The sequence below is a fragment of the Ferrovum myxofaciens genome (assembly GCF_000735045.1).
In the GTDB taxonomy this organism is placed as follows: domain Bacteria; phylum Pseudomonadota; class Gammaproteobacteria; order Burkholderiales; family Ferrovaceae; genus Ferrovum; species Ferrovum myxofaciens.
This window is the reverse complement of record NZ_JPOQ01000011.1, coordinates 1-13356: the sequence shown is the minus strand read 5'-3', so window position 1 is coordinate 13356 and position 13356 is coordinate 1. Positions and strand designations below refer to the sequence as shown.

Sequence of the window (13356 nt, the reverse complement as noted above, 5' to 3'; positions counted from 1 at the left end):
GGAGTGTCATGATGCAACCCGTACCCGTGGTTCGTAACGCGCCAGTTTCCGGAGCCAACAAGCCTGCCCGTTCCACTGCCCAACAGACCGGAGAGGGGAGTTTCACGGCACTATTGTCTCAGCGCTTGTCTGACCATGGGGCCTCGGCTCAACGTCCGCAAAGCGTTACGGGAACGTCAGTTTCCGTTCATGGTCCAGAGGAACAGTCCCCCCATGCTTCTGAGGGTCGTTCACCCCCCACGAAGGGTTCTCAGTCGGGAGGCACCGCCAATTCCGGGGTGACCAAAAGTCAGACGCCCGCCGTTCAAACGATTTCTGCGCATTCCGCAGAAAAAAAGCAACAGATCCAAGGCCAACTTCAGGCCCTTGATCCCTCTCAAATGGCGGGCGGGGCCATCGAGGGCGGAGCAACCACCGCCGTGGTCGCAAATTTGGGGACGAACGTTTCTTCGGCCAATGGAACGGTGGTATCCCAACCGACTACCAAAAAGTCTTCTCAGAGTTCTCTGGCAGGACAAATGGGGGTGGCGGCGTTGATGCCTCCCCATGTGTGGATGCCACCAGCGAAAACGGAACAAACGCCTGTGCCTTCGGAGGCAGCCGTTGGGGGAGCTGCCGCCCTGTCTTCTTCCGCGGGGGCCGCTGGGGGAACCGGGCAAGGGTCGGTGGTGCAGAAGAATGCGGCAACAACAACGTCTTTGACCTCCGGAAACGAGCCGAATTTTTCGCTTTCGGTGGGTGGGAATGGGTCTTTTTCCCTATCCTCCGGCGTGGGAACTTCCGGCGGTCAGGGGAGCCCTGATTCCTTGGCGGTTTCTTTGACCTCTCCCTCTGCGCATACGGCACCGGGACATTCTGCACTCAATGGCCTTCTGATGTCCTCGAGCGGCGCTACCGTCGGCGCAGAGACGGCATCTTCGAGCATAATGATTCCCGTTGGGCAAATGGGTTGGGGAACGGAATTTTCCCAGAAGGTGACCTGGATGGTAGGCCAGTCCCAGCAAAGTGCCGAATTGCATCTCAATCCCCCGGATCTGGGGCCCATGAGCGTCGTGGTGCAGGTGTCGGGGGCCCAGGCCGATGCCTTCTTTAGTTCGCCTCATGCGGCGGTGCGTGAGGCAATTCAACACGCGCTTCCCCATTTGCGGGAAATGTTGGCAGGGAGCGGATTGTCTCTTGGGCAAGCGACCGTGAGCGATCAGGGGGCGCAGGGTTCTCCTTCGCAGCGACAGATGGCGCGAGAAAATTTCTCTGCCACGAAACGCACGCTTGAGGTATCCTCTGTGCCCATGGGCGCAAGGGGGGGAGTGATCCGACAGGGGGTTGGGTTGGTGGATACCTTTGCGTGATGGTTACCTTATTTGGGGACGAGTGACGAGATGTCAACGAAAAAAGATGATAAAAAAGCATCCGCTGAGGTAGAGGAAGTTCCTCGCAAGTCCAAGAAAACTCTGATTCTCATCATTGCAGCCGTGCTGGTGGTGCTGGCAGCGGGCGGTGGGGCGGCCTGGTTCTTTTTGGTTAAAAACAAGGCTCATGCGGAAGAAAACAAGAAAAAATCCTCCGAACCTACGGCTCCCGCCCTGTTTGTTCCCCTGGATCGATTTACGGTCAATCTGGTTCAGGAGCAAGGAGATCAGGTGATGCAACTGGGCATTACCCTGAAGACATACGATCCGGAACTGGAAGAAAAAATCAAGAAAGAAATGCCGGAGATCCGCAGTCGCTTGCTGGAACTGCTTTCCAGTAAACGGGCTTCGGAATTGCAAACCCTGCAAGGCAAGAAACGGTTGGCTGCAGAAATTCTCTATTTGACCAACAAGATTCTGGGATTCAAGAAAACCCCTCCCCCCGATCTTTCACCGCCTGCTGCTCCCGTGGCACAGACACCTGTTGCCCCTGTTTCGGGAAGTTCGGGCGGTTTATCTGCGGCTTTGCAACAGGCGGACGTCAATCCCGTGGTTCCAGCGCCTCAAAAACCGGTATCGGTCAAGGATTTTTTGCCCGAACCCAACGAAGATGGGGGTAGCCGGGATGGCGTGGTGGATGTTTTATTCACGGATTTCATCATCCAATAGACCATGAACAGCGATTTCCTTTCTCAGGAAGAAGTCGATTCCCTATTACGCGGTGTGACGGGTGAGGGGGGAGAGGAATCTGCCCAAGCCGGAGAGGAATCTCATGAAGGGGCTCGCCTCTACAATCTGGGAAAGCAGGAACGAATCGTGCGTGGGCGTATGCCTACCATGGAGATCATCAATGAACGTTTTACGCGTTTGTTCAGAATTGAGTTATTCAATTTGGTACGGCGTGCAGCGGATGTCTCGGTGGGGCAGTTGCGGGTGCTCAAGTTCAGTGAATTCATACGTAACCTGCAGGTCCCGGCCAATATCAATCTGGTTCAAGCCAAGCCTTTACGGGGAAATGCGCTCTTCGTTTTTGATCCTAATTTGATTTTTCTGGTGGTGGATAATTTGTTCGGGGGGGATGGACGATTTCATACCCGCGTGGAAGGACGGGAATTTACCCAGACGGAACACCGCATCATCCAGAAGATGCTGGATGCTTTATTTCTGGCTTATGGCAAGTCCTGGGATGGGATTTACCCCCTGGAATTTCAGTTCGTTCGTTCCGAAATGAACCCCCAGTTTGCCAACATCGCAACCCCCAACGAAGTGGTGGTTGCCACCACGTTTGATGTGGAATTTGGGGGAGGCGGGGGAGGCGGAGTACATATCTGTTTGCCTTATTCCATGATCGAACCCATTCGGGAACTGCTTTACAGTTCCATGCAGGGAGATCACCTGTCTCTGGACCGACGCTGGATGCAACTGCTCTCGCTTCAGGTGCAATCCGCCATGATCGAGTTGGTGGCGGAATTGGCAGAGGGGCGCGTTACTGTGGCACAACTCCTGAATCTCAAGCCCGGCGATGTGATTCCCCTCAAAATGAATGAACTGGTACAGGGTAAGGTGGACAATGTGCCTGTCATGGAGTGCCACTATGGCGTTTTCAACAACCAGTATGCCTTGAAAGTCGAGCGTCTTTTGTCTGCTTCGGAGGGGCTCAACGGAGAAGGAATGAAACAATGAATGAAGAAGATCAGGAAATTAGCGCAGATGACTGGGGTGCAGCCATGGCGGAACAGGCGGCGGCCACCAGCACGGTGGATCCCTCTTCGCTGACGGAAGCCCATGCCTTGGCCGAGGAGCGCCCTTTCTCTCCGCCCCTTCAGACAGAACCCCATGTCTTTCAGACCTTTGGGCAGGAACCACCGGTGTCCGGGCATCAGGACCTGGAAATGATCATGGACATTCCGGTCAATATTACCGTGGAGTTGGGGCGTACCAAGATGCCCATCAAAAACTTGTTGCAGCTGGCTCAAGGATCCGTGGTGGAATTGAGTGGTATGGCGGGAGAACCTCTGGATGTGTTGGTGAACGGGTTTTTGATCGCGCAAGGGGAAGTGGTGGTGGTCAATGAGAAATTCGGCATTCGTCTGACGGACATCATTACGCCTTCGGAACGCATGCGTCGTTTGAATCGATGAAGTTTCTTGTTTTTGTCATGGGGCTGGGTGTCGGCCCGGAGTTGGTTTGGGCTCTGGAGTCCGGGAGTGGACACGTTACCTACGCACCACCGACGGTGCTGACCTGGACCACCGGAATACAGATCGTCCTGAGTCTGGGGCTGGTATTGGCCCTGATGGCGGGGGTGGCTTGGGCTTTGAAAAAGTTTCAGTGGGCCTCTTCCTCCGCAGGGAAAGGCAGGCAGTCATTGCGTATCGTCAGTTCCCTGGCCGTGGGGCAGCGTGAACGGGTAGTGGTGGTGGAAGTTCAGGATACGTGGGTGGTGGTGGGCGTCGCCCCTGGTCAGGTCCAGACCCTGCACATATTGCCCAGACCCGGTGGAAAGGACAGGGAGTTGGAGGGGTGAGAAATTCGGTGAAATGGGGCCTGGGGCTTTTACTGGGGGGGTGTGTGGAAGGGGTATGGGGAGCGACTCTGCCGGGTATCGGGGTAATCAGTACACCCGGTACGGGAGGAGTGCAAACCTACTCTTTCAGTCTGCAAACCCTGATCCTGCTCACTTCCCTCAGTTTCTTGCCAGCCTTGCTGTTGATGATGACGGGGTTTACGCGCATCATCATCGTGCTCTCCCTCATGCGTTCGGCGCTTGGGACCCAGACCTCTCCTCCCAATCAAGTTCTGATTGGGTTGGCCCTGTTTCTGACATTTTTTGTCATGGCCCCGGTGTACGATAAAGTGTATACCACGGCTTGGGCCCCCTATAGCGAAGAAAAAATCTCTCTTCAGGAGGCGGTGGATCGAGGCAGTATTCCCCTGAAAACCTTCATGCTTCACCAAACCCGTGAAAGTGACCTGGCGCTGTTCGTCAAGATATCCAATAGCGCTGCGTTGCAAACACCGGATCAGGTCCCCTTCAAGGTGTTGGTTCCGGCCTTTGTGACAAGCGAGTTGAAAACCGCTTTTCAGATTGGCTTCGTCATCTTCATTCCCTTCCTGATCATCGATATGGTTGTGGCCAGTGTGTTGATGTCCATGGGGATGATGATGGTCTCACCATCGGTGATTTCTTTGCCTTTCAAGTTGATGCTGTTCGTCCTGGCGGATGGCTGGAACCTGCTCATCGGTTCCCTGGTGCAGAGTTTCAATCCATGATGACGCCTGAAAGTGTCATGACCCTGGGTCAGCAGGCACTGACCCTGGCGGTGGTCGTGTCGGCCCCCATCCTGTTGGTGGCGCTGGGCATCGGATTGATCATCAGTATTTTTCAAGCTGCTACCCAGATCAATGAAATGACCCTGTCCTTTATTCCGAAAATGTTGGGGTTGGTGTTGGTACTGGTCATTCTCGGACCCTGGATGATCAGTTTGATGGTGGACTACATTCACCGTCTTTATGAAGGAATCCCCGCCATGGTGGGTTGATCATGGATCTGTTGACGGTCACCTCCACGCAGTGGGATGCCTGGATCGCCCAGTTTTTTCTTCCCTTGGCCCGAATTTTGTCGGTACTGGCCACGGCCCCCGTGCTCGGACAATCGCCTGCTCCGGTACAGGTGCGGATTGGTCTTGGCTTGGCTTTGACCCTGGTCATCGCGCCGGCTCTTCCTCCGACCCATCCCTCTGTGAGCCTGGTCACCCTCGAGGGGGGGATGCTTCTGCTGGAGCAAATAGGGATTGGCCTTATTCTGGGTTTTTGTTTGAACATCGTTTTTGCGGCGGTGACCATGGCGGGCGATATGATGGGGCTGCAAATGGGGTTGGGGTTTGCCAGTTTCTATGATCCCACTCATGCAACTTTTCGACCCTTGGTTGGACAGTTTTTGACGATTCTTTTTACGCTGATTTTTCTGTCCATGGATGGACATCTGCTGGTCATCGATGCATTGGCAGATAGTTTTCAGCAAATTCCTTTGGATCCTGCCTTGCAATTCCATGCTCAGGGGTGGCAAATCGGGCTGGTCTGGGCGGGGGCATTGTTCGTGGATGCATTGCGACTGTCCTTGCCCGTATTGGCGGCTTTGCTCGTTACCAATCTGGGTCTGGGCGTATTGACACGCGCGGCTCCCCAGTTGAATCTTTTTGCGGTGGGTTTCCCGTTGACCCTGGCGGTAGGGTTCATCGTGCTGGACTTTTCCCTACCTGCCTTGCCTGTTTTGGCGGAGCGGATGATTCATGCCAGTATCGAGATGGGGCTACGAATGACCACTGGACTGCTGCATTGACTATGGACAAATGTAATCAGCGCAGATAGTTGAACAATGACAGACTGGAGATGGAAGTGAAGGACTGCATGGCGGCTTGCAAACTGAGTTTTTCCTGGGACAGAAGACTGAGGGTTGAGGTGTAATTGGTATCCTGTATTTGGGATATGGTCGACTGGTACTGAATGTTCAGACTGTTTTCTGTTGCCGTCAGGTTGGTCAGGGTGCTGAGGTTGGTTCCCAAGGCAACATTGCCGGTCAGGATGGCGTTGAGTCCCTGATTCAGATTTCCTTCGGCGGTCTGAAGTTGTTGGGTGAAATTGCTGGATGCGGTACTGTTTCCCGCGGGCAAGGGGGTGTTGAGTAGAGTGATGAGGTTTTGTACCGTCTGAAAAATGGGGACATGGGTGCTGGGAGCCACGTTGAAACTGTCTCCGTTGGCCGGTTGCCCCTGAATGTTGAACTGAATGCCGTTGAAGGCGATGGTTTGACCGCTGGTGTAGGGTTGATTGGCCGATGGAAGGCTGGCGGCGGGCAGTGCTACGCCACTGGCATCGGTACCGGACACGGTGTAGGTCGTGACTCCTGCGGTGATACTGAAAGTCAGGGTGTAGTGGTTGCCCTGTTGGGCAGGGGTGGGGGGTGGGGAGGCCAAACCGCCTTGACTGATGGCGCCAGAACCCGCATTGCTGGCAGAGTTGCTGGTGACGAAGTACCCGTTCCCATTGGGAATGCTCATGAACAGGTCGGCGCCGTTGACGTTGGTGGGCATACTGCGCCCACTGGCCACTTGCATCAGTTGTTGCCCGCTGTTGCCTTGATATTGTACCCCGCTGGAGGTGACGATAAAGGGTTTGGTAGATCCTTTGGTGCCTGAAAACAGATAGTTCCCCGTTCCGTCCTGACTGTTGGCCAGCCCGATCAGTTGAGTGAGTTGTTGCTGGAGCGTGGTGGCCAGAGTCTGGCGGTTGGAATTGTTGAGCGACGCATTATTGGCCGAGATAACCGTGGATTGGACGTTTTGTACCAGGGTGGTGATGTTTTGCAGGACACTGGAGGCCATGGACATCTGGTTCTGGGCCGCCGTGATGTTGTTTTGATACTGGGTATTCATGCCGGCGGCCTGCGTCAGATCGATGATCTGGGCGGCTCCGGCAGGATTGTCTGCCGGGGTGTTGATCTGTTTACCGGAAGACAGTTGCAACTGGGTATTGAGCAGTGCCGACTGCTGCTGGTTCATGGCCTGGATGCTGTTATCGTAAAAGGTGCCGGTACTGATGCGAACCATGGTGGTGACCTCCTTTAGTTGAGCATGCCGAGGACGGTGGTAAACATGGTATTGGCCACTTGAATGGCCTTCCCGGCGGCCTGATAGGCTTGTTGAAATTGAATCAGGTTGGCGGCTTCTTCATTCAGGTTGACCCCCGAAATGGACTGCTGATTTTGGGTCGTCTGATTGACCAGATTGGTTTGAGCAGTGGACTGGACTTGCAGTTGGCTGGTTTGCGTTCCTACCTGGTTGACCAACTGGGCGTAGGCACTGGCGAAATTGGCGGTGCCCCCCAGCAAGGTATTCTGGGATTGCAGCGCGCCCATGATCACGGCATTATTGCCGTCCGTGCTCGCACCGGTATTGGCGCTGACGGTGAAAACATCGTTGGTCTGCGGAGTCCCGTTCAAGGTGGTACTCCATCCGTTATAACTGATTGTTCCTCCGGGGGTATAGGAGGCACCTGAGGCGAGCGTCGTTCCTGTGGTACTGTCCGTGACGTTGTAGGTGGTGGGACTGGTGAAGGTGAGGGTGACCGTGTCCTGCAGATTCGGGTTGAGGGGGAGGCCCGAGGTGACTGCAGGCGCAGACAAACTTCCAGTCCCGATATTGGTCGAGGAAGCATTGCCCTGAACAGGAATGGCGGCAGCAATTTTTGTGGGATCGGTAAGAATGACCTTCAAATTCTGGGCCCCGTTGATGGTGGGCTCGATCAGATAACTGTTCCCTGCGTTGGGCGTGGCTGACACATTAAGAGAAAGTCCGTCAACGTTCATGGGCATCGTGCTGCTGGTGGTGATACTCTGGTCGGACAGGCGCGTCAGGGTGTACTGGCTCCCGTTATAGGACAGGGTGTAATTGCTTCCCGTCAACGCGCTGGCCTGGGTGATGGTGGCGCTGACTGTGGCGGCCCCCGTATTGGCCTGGTTGGCAATGACCACGGGAGAGGCAATGTGAAACAGGGGGGTGCCCAAAGCCCCGTTGAGATCCTGACCCTGGAGCTGCTGGGCATTGATGGTCATGCCCAAACCGGTGGCGATCAATCCCAACTGACTTTGGGTGGGGACCAGACTTTGATTCTGAAAGGCCATCAACCCTCCCAGATTCCCTCCCTGGATACTGTTGGAGGGAAGGCGCAGGGTGCTCCCACTGGGTGTGACATAGGCGATATCGAGTTGGGCAGGATTGGACTGAGCGGGAACGGCTTTCAGCGTCATGGCCTGGTTGCCGACCACCAGGGGTTGTCCGTTGCCAATATACACGGTGTCTGATCCGTTGGATTGTTTGAGTACGGTGGCATTGATCTCCTGACTCAGTTGACTGATCAACTGGTTGCGCTGGTCAAGCAGGGAATTGGGCTGCTGGGATGTACTGCTGGCCGAGGACGTGAGGATGCTCTGGTTCAGGGACGCGATTTGTTTGGCATAGGCATTGATATTCACGACACTGGAACTGATTTGCTGGTTGGTGCTGGTGGCCAACCCAGTCATGACCTGATTCAGGGTTTGAAAGGTACCGGTCAATGATTGGGCATTGCTGATCAAACCTTGACGTGCCGCAATGGAGGCAGGTGCGTTCGAGACCCCATTGACGGCGCTGAAAAAGTTTTGCAGCGCAGGAGACAACCCGGCCGCAGGATCGGCAATGATGTTGTTGATTTGTTGGATCTGGTTGTAATAAGTCGTCAACTGACTGGAAGTGGATTGCTGTTGTTGCAACTGGGTATTGATGAAACTGCTATAGATGCGCTGTACCGTGGTGACATTGACCCCTTGACCAATGAATCCATTGGCTGTGCCCAGCGAGGGCAGGGCCGCCTGTATGGTTTGCTCGCGGCTATAACCTGGAGTGGAAGCATTGGCAATATTGTTTCCGGTGGTGAGCAAACCGGCCTGGGCCGCATTCAATGCGCTGATTCCAATGCTGGTCATCATATCAGTCATGGCGAACTCCCAAGGGTTTGAGGGGAATCCCCTTCTTCACCAGGTTATCGGCCGTGGGGACGACAACTTTAGAAAGAGGGGAAGAAGGGTGTGAAATGGAGGAATGGGGGGACAACTGTTTAACGATCAGGTCTGCCAATCCCAATCCACCATGTCCCTTGGACGCATTCTGAGCCAATTGTTTGTCCAGCATTTCCGTGAACATCTTGGTTTGTTGACTGTCACCCAGGCTATCCTGGGGCACCGTGGCGCGCATGGATTTCATCATCATGTTCATGAAGACGGTTTCGAACTGCTTGGCGACCTGCGGAAGCGATTTGTTCGGATCCTGGTGCGCTTTCAAACGCAGTGCACCCAATGCCTGGCTGTCAAAGGCCAGGCGGGCGTTGGGGTCGACGGAGAGAGGGGGGGAGTCGTGGGCCATGTCAAATGATCTCCAGATCGGCGTGCAATGCGCCCGCCGCTTTCATGGATTGAAGGATGGACAACAGGTCTTCCGGTTTGGCACCCAGGGTATTCAGCGCACGGATGACCTGATTGAGGGAAACCCCTTTATTGAGCAAAATGAGTGCGCCCTTGTCCTCTTTGATGTTGACGGCAGCTTGTCCGGTTTGCACGGTACTTCCATTGGATAACGGATTGGGTTGGCTGACCTGGTTGAGCGCGCTGATGACCACGGTGAGATTACCGTGGGCCACGGCGCATTCTTCCAATGTGACATTCTGATTCATCACCACGGAACCGTTGCGGGCATTGATGATGACCTTGGCTTCTTGAATTCCTGCATCCACCTGAAGGTTTTCCAGGCGGGACATGAACTGAACTCGGGCCGTACCCCCAGGTGCCCGAACCTGAAGGGTTCGTCCATCGAGAGCTGCAGCGATGGGTTGGCCCAATGCCAGTTGTTGATTGATGACATCTGCCATTTGAGTGGCGGTGGTGAAATCCATTTCATTCAATTCGAGCGTGATGTAGTCCCCCTGGGAAAAGGGAGAATTAACCAGACGCTCCACCGTGGCTCCGCTGGGAATGAGACCGACGCTTTGATGATTGACCAGAACCTTGGATCCTTTGGCTCCTCCTCCTACCCCTCCCACCAGCAGGTTTCCCTGCGCCATGGCGTACACCTGCCCATCCGCCCCCTTGAGCGGCGTCATCAACAGGGTACCCCCCAGCAGGCTGTTGGCATTCCCGACGGAGGAGACGGTGACATCGATGGTTTGTCCAGGACGGGAAAAAGGCGGCAGGTCAGCAGTCACCATCACCGCCGCCACATTCTTGAGCATGGTCTGGAGAACACTGGCGGGAGGGGTATTGATCCCCATCCGGGTCAGCATGTTGAGGAAACTCTGAACGGTAAAGGGGGTCAGGATGGTCATGTCCCCGGTGCCATCCAGACCGACCACCAGCCCATAACCGATCAACTGGTTATGCCGGACCCCCTGGATGGTGGCGAGGTCTTTGATACGCCGGGCTTCGGCGCCCAGAGAGCATGCCAGCAAGGAGGTGATCAGGAAGAAGGTCAGGATAGCGCGCATGACGTACTCAGAACGGTACGGAGGACAGGAAAAAATGCCCGAGCATGCTTTTGATCGCAGCATTATCGATGTTGGTGTTTCCTCCTCTGTATTCGATTTGGGCATCGGCCACCTGGGTGGAGGGGATGGTGTTGTTGTATTGGACGTAAACCGGGTTGATGACACCGGAGATTCGGATGTACTGATCGGTTTGGTTGACGGAGACCAATTTCTCTCCACTGACCTTCAGGTTGCCATTGGGGAGTACCTCGATGACGGTGGCAGTGATGGAACCGGATAGGAAATTATTGCCGTTGTTGTTGTTGGTGTTGGTCAACTTGTTGGAGGAGGAACTGTTCGAGGTGATTCCGTCCAGTATGTGTTGACCAGTCACTGCCCCGATGATGGCAGGGGTAGTGGAACTGATGGACCCGGCATGGATCAGGGAATTTCCATCGGCTTCCGTGGCATTGGAACTTTCCTGAAGCAGGATCTGAATGGTGTCGCCCAGATTGCGGGCCCGCACATCTTCAAACAGCGGGTGCTGGCCATAGCCGACTTGATAAATTCCGCCCGTATCTGGGGGAATGGTTTTATACAAGTCAAGGGGACGCGCTGTCAATGGATTAGTGATATGGGTGGACGGAGTGGCCGTGCAGCCACCCAGGGTCACGAGCAAGAAAAGAACCACGCATCTTTGATAACAGGGGCGCATGATGGCCTATCTCATGGTGGCCAAGGTTTGCAGCATCTGCCCTGAGGCCTGGACCGCCTGAGAATTGATTTCGTAGGCGCGTTGGGTTTCTATCATGTTGACCAGTTCTTCCACCACGCTGACATTGGAAGTTTCCACATATCCCTGGTTCAAGGTTCCCGCACCATTCAAGCCCGGCGCACTTAAATTGGGCGTGCCGGAAGACTGGGTTTCCAGATACAGGTTTCCCCCCATGCTTTGCAGATTAGTGGAATTCATGAAGGTGGCCAACTGGAGACTTCCCACCTGGAGGGGATTGACGATCCCGGCCTGGGTGACGGATACGGTTCCATCACTTCCGATGGTGATGCTGGTGGAATTGAGGGGAATCGTGACGGCAGGCTGGACCTGATAGCCTGCGGCAGTGACCAGATTGCCCTGATTGTCCGTTTGAAAGGAGCCGTCCCGGGTATAGGCGATGGTTCCATTGGGTAACAGGACCTGAAAGAAGCCGTTCCCATTGACGGCGATATCCAGGGCATTGCCGGTTTGCTGGAGATTGCCCTGGGTCATGATGCGTTCGGCCGCCAGAGGTTGCACCCCGGTGCCGAGTTGCATGCCGGAAGGGTACATGGTGATCTGCGAAGATTGAGCACCAGGCTGGTAGATGGTCTGGTAGAGCAGGTCTTCGAATACTGCGCGCGATTTTTTGAATCCGTTGGTTCCCACGTTGGCCAGATTATTGGAAATCACATCCATCTGGGTTTGTTGGGCCTCGAGTCCGGTCTTTGAAATCCATAGAGAACGTTGCATGATTGAGTATCTCCCTTAGCGGAGTGAGGCCAGGATCTGGGTGGCGAGTTGGTCGTTGGATTGCGCGGTTTGGAGCATTTGCATGTGCATTTCAAATTGTTTTGAGATGGAAATAATATCGACCATGGCGGAAATGGCATTGACGTTGCTGCTTTCCAGGGTTTCTGGCGTGAGGGTGACGGTGGTGCTGGGTGGAACCGGCTTTTGGTCACGGGTGCGGAACAGTCCGTCTTCTCCGCGATATAACTGGTCTTCGGAGGGATCCACCAGTCTCAACTTGCCCACGGTGGTACTGGGCATGGGCGGAATGCCGCCGGGGACTGTGGAAATGGTCCCGTCCGGTCCGATGGTCACCTGAGTGTTCGGGGGGATATCGATCTGATCCCGCGCCACCAATTCGCCATTGTCATCGATGACGGGGTAACCAGTATTGGTTTGCAGAATTCCGTCCGTGGACACCTGCAGGTTTCCGTTCCGGGTATAAGCCTCCGTGCCGTCCGGCAAAAGAACGGCAATCCAGCCCTTGCCGGTGATCCCGACATCGAGGCTCCTGCCGGTATGGGTGAGCGTGGCGGGAGTGAGATCATAGCCGGATAAGCCGTTGACGACGAAGGTACGGGTGGGCAATCCTTCTCCCGTGAGAGGGATGGCGCGGAAACTGTCGATGGCACTGCGGTAACCCGTCGTGTTGTTGTTGGCCAGATTGTTTGAAATGGTGGCCTGGCGCTCCAGAATATGGGAAGCGCCGGTCATGGCAGTGTAGATGAGACGGTCCATGGCGAATGTCCTGTGCTTATCTCAGATTGACCAGGGTTTGTGTGAGTTGATCTTCCGTCTTGATGGTCTGGGCATTGGCTTGATAGTTGCGTTGAGCCGTGATCATGTCCACCAGTTCGGAAGTGAGATTGACGTTTGAACCTTCCACGGCACCGGATTGAATCGCTCCCAAATTTCCGCTGCCCGGTGCGCCCACCAGGGCGGATCCTGAGTTGAAACTTTCTTGCCACTGGTTATTTCCCAGGGACTGGAGGCCTTGGGGATCTGCAAAATTAGCAAGCGCGACCTGTCCCAGATTTTTTGACTGTCCGTTGGAATAATTACCCTGAATGATCCCGGTGGGACTGGTGGTAAATCCACTCAGCTGTCCTGAAGCGTAGCCGTTTTGTGACAACTGGTTGACGCCAAAGGGAGAACCATACTGAGTCGAAGTGGCAAAACCCAGTGTGATGCTCTGGGGCGTGGTTGCGCCATTGGTGAGGGGCAGGGAAACGGCGATCTGTCCCAACTGCAAGGGGGGGGCGGCGGCAGGACTGGTCAAGGTGCCGCTGGAATTGAAGCCCAGAGTGCCAATGGGAGTGGGGGCGGCGGGGGGAACAACGGCGGGGACGG

General features: G+C 55.1%; 16 protein-coding genes. 8 read left to right on the top strand and 8 right to left on the bottom strand.

Going from position 1 to position 13356, the window contains the following annotated elements; translation table 11 throughout:
* Positions 1 to 8: 8 nt before the first annotated feature.
* The 8 genes from IV91_RS0102725 to fliR are packed head-to-tail and all read left to right on the top strand — an operon-like array spanning position 9 to position 5751.
* Positions 9 to 1349: a flagellar hook-length control protein FliK gene (locus IV91_RS0102725; RefSeq protein WP_160171516.1), complete on the top strand. Its 1341-nt coding sequence runs from the start codon at positions 9 to 11 to the stop codon at positions 1347 to 1349.
* Positions 1350 to 1379: 30 nt separating this feature from the next.
* Positions 1380 to 2078 (top strand): flagellar basal body-associated protein FliL, encoded by a 699-nt coding sequence (gene fliL, locus IV91_RS16615; protein WP_051861913.1) that lies wholly within the window; start codon positions 1380 to 1382, stop codon positions 2076 to 2078.
* Between the two features lie 3 nt (positions 2079 to 2081).
* Positions 2082 to 3092 (top strand): flagellar motor switch protein FliM, encoded by a 1011-nt coding sequence (gene fliM / locus IV91_RS0102715; protein ID WP_031595810.1) that lies wholly within the window; start codon positions 2082 to 2084, stop codon positions 3090 to 3092.
* Entirely contained in the window at positions 3089 to 3550 is a 462-nt protein-coding gene (gene fliN, locus IV91_RS19640; RefSeq protein WP_031595809.1) for a flagellar motor switch protein FliN, read from the top strand. The genes fliM and fliN overlap by 4 nt, the downstream gene beginning before the upstream one ends.
* The gene (gene fliO, locus IV91_RS15595; RefSeq protein WP_051861911.1) at positions 3547 to 3936 is read left to right on the top strand and encodes a flagellar biosynthetic protein FliO; all 390 of its coding nucleotides are present in this window, start codon (positions 3547 to 3549) and stop codon (positions 3934 to 3936) included. Before fliN ends, fliO begins: the two co-directional genes overlap by 4 nt.
* A gap of 32 nt (positions 3937 to 3968) precedes the next feature.
* Positions 3969 to 4682, top strand: a complete 714-nt coding sequence (fliP, locus tag IV91_RS0102700; protein WP_411463740.1) for a flagellar type III secretion system pore protein FliP — start codon at positions 3969 to 3971, stop codon at positions 4680 to 4682.
* Complete coding sequence (gene fliQ / locus IV91_RS0102695; protein ID WP_031595806.1) at positions 4682 to 4951, top strand: flagellar biosynthesis protein FliQ; 270 nt, start codon at positions 4682 to 4684, stop codon at positions 4949 to 4951. Before fliP ends, fliQ begins: the two co-directional genes overlap by 1 nt.
* A gap of 2 nt (positions 4952 to 4953) precedes the next feature.
* Positions 4954 to 5751 carry a flagellar biosynthetic protein FliR gene (gene fliR, locus IV91_RS0102690; protein ID WP_200874307.1) on the top strand — a complete coding sequence of 266 codons (798 nt, stop codon included), beginning with the start codon at positions 4954 to 4956 and terminating at the stop codon, positions 5749 to 5751.
* Positions 5752 to 5767: 16 nt separating this feature from the next.
* On the opposite strand, the gene flgL is transcribed toward fliR, so the two are convergent.
* The 8 genes from flgL to IV91_RS0102650 form a co-directional block, all read right to left on the bottom strand.
* Complete coding sequence (gene flgL, locus IV91_RS0102685) at positions 5768 to 7018, bottom strand: flagellar hook-associated protein FlgL (RefSeq protein WP_031595803.1); 1251 nt, start codon at positions 7016 to 7018, stop codon at positions 5768 to 5770.
* A 14-nt stretch (positions 7019 to 7032) separates the two neighbouring features.
* Positions 7033 to 8943, bottom strand: coding sequence for a flagellar hook-associated protein FlgK (gene flgK, locus IV91_RS0102680; RefSeq protein WP_031595802.1), 1911 nt, complete (start codon positions 8941 to 8943; stop codon positions 7033 to 7035).
* Complete coding sequence (locus tag IV91_RS0102675) at positions 8936 to 9367, bottom strand: rod-binding protein (RefSeq protein WP_031595801.1); 432 nt, start codon at positions 9365 to 9367, stop codon at positions 8936 to 8938. The genes flgK and IV91_RS0102675 overlap by 8 nt, the downstream gene beginning before the upstream one ends.
* A gap of 1 nt (position 9368) precedes the next feature.
* Positions 9369 to 10481, bottom strand: a complete 1113-nt coding sequence (locus IV91_RS0102670; RefSeq protein WP_031595800.1) for a flagellar basal body P-ring protein FlgI — start codon at positions 10479 to 10481, stop codon at positions 9369 to 9371.
* Between the two features lie 7 nt (positions 10482 to 10488).
* On the bottom strand, positions 10489 to 11175 hold the full coding sequence (locus IV91_RS0102665; protein WP_031595799.1) for a flagellar basal body L-ring protein FlgH: 687 nt from the start codon (positions 11173 to 11175) through the stop codon (positions 10489 to 10491).
* A 6-nt stretch (positions 11176 to 11181) separates the two neighbouring features.
* Positions 11182 to 11967: a flagellar basal-body rod protein FlgG gene (flgG, locus tag IV91_RS0102660; RefSeq protein ID WP_031595798.1), complete on the bottom strand. Its 786-nt coding sequence runs from the start codon at positions 11965 to 11967 to the stop codon at positions 11182 to 11184.
* Between the two features lie 15 nt (positions 11968 to 11982).
* A complete protein-coding gene (locus tag IV91_RS0102655; RefSeq protein WP_031595797.1) occupies positions 11983 to 12744 on the bottom strand; it encodes a flagellar basal body rod protein FlgF in 762 nt (253 codons plus the stop codon).
* Positions 12745 to 12760: 16 nt separating this feature from the next.
* Positions 12761 to 13356: flagellar hook-basal body complex protein (locus tag IV91_RS0102650; protein ID WP_031595796.1), on the bottom strand; the 596-nt coding region annotated here is incomplete at its 5' end.

Coding starts and splice junctions, on each gene's coding strand:
- IV91_RS0102725 (WP_160171516.1), top strand. CDS start 9: ATGATGCAACCCGTACCCGTGGTTCGTAACGCGCCAGTTTCCGGAGCC.
- fliL (WP_051861913.1), top strand. CDS start 1,380: ATGTCAACGAAAAAAGATGATAAAAAAGCATCCGCTGAGGTAGAGGAA.
- fliM (WP_031595810.1), top strand. CDS start 2,082: ATGAACAGCGATTTCCTTTCTCAGGAAGAAGTCGATTCCCTATTACGC.
- fliN (WP_031595809.1), top strand. CDS start 3,089: ATGAATGAAGAAGATCAGGAAATTAGCGCAGATGACTGGGGTGCAGCC.
- fliO (WP_051861911.1), top strand. CDS start 3,547: ATGAAGTTTCTTGTTTTTGTCATGGGGCTGGGTGTCGGCCCGGAGTTG.
- fliQ (WP_031595806.1), top strand. CDS start 4,682: ATGACGCCTGAAAGTGTCATGACCCTGGGTCAGCAGGCACTGACCCTG.
- fliR (WP_200874307.1), top strand. CDS start 4,954: ATGGATCTGTTGACGGTCACCTCCACGCAGTGGGATGCCTGGATCGCC.
- flgL (WP_031595803.1), bottom strand. CDS start 7,018: ATGGTTCGCATCAGTACCGGCACCTTTTACGATAACAGCATCCAGGCC.
- flgK (WP_031595802.1), bottom strand. CDS start 8,943: ATGACTGATATGATGACCAGCATTGGAATCAGCGCATTGAATGCGGCC.
- IV91_RS0102675 (WP_031595801.1), bottom strand. CDS start 9,367: ATGGCCCACGACTCCCCCCCTCTCTCCGTCGACCCCAACGCCCGCCTG.
- IV91_RS0102670 (WP_031595800.1), bottom strand. CDS start 10,481: ATGCGCGCTATCCTGACCTTCTTCCTGATCACCTCCTTGCTGGCATGC.
- IV91_RS0102665 (WP_031595799.1), bottom strand. CDS start 11,175: ATGCGCCCCTGTTATCAAAGATGCGTGGTTCTTTTCTTGCTCGTGACC.
- flgG (WP_031595798.1), bottom strand. CDS start 11,967: ATGCAACGTTCTCTATGGATTTCAAAGACCGGACTCGAGGCCCAACAA.
- IV91_RS0102655 (WP_031595797.1), bottom strand. CDS start 12,744: ATGGACCGTCTCATCTACACTGCCATGACCGGCGCTTCCCATATTCTG.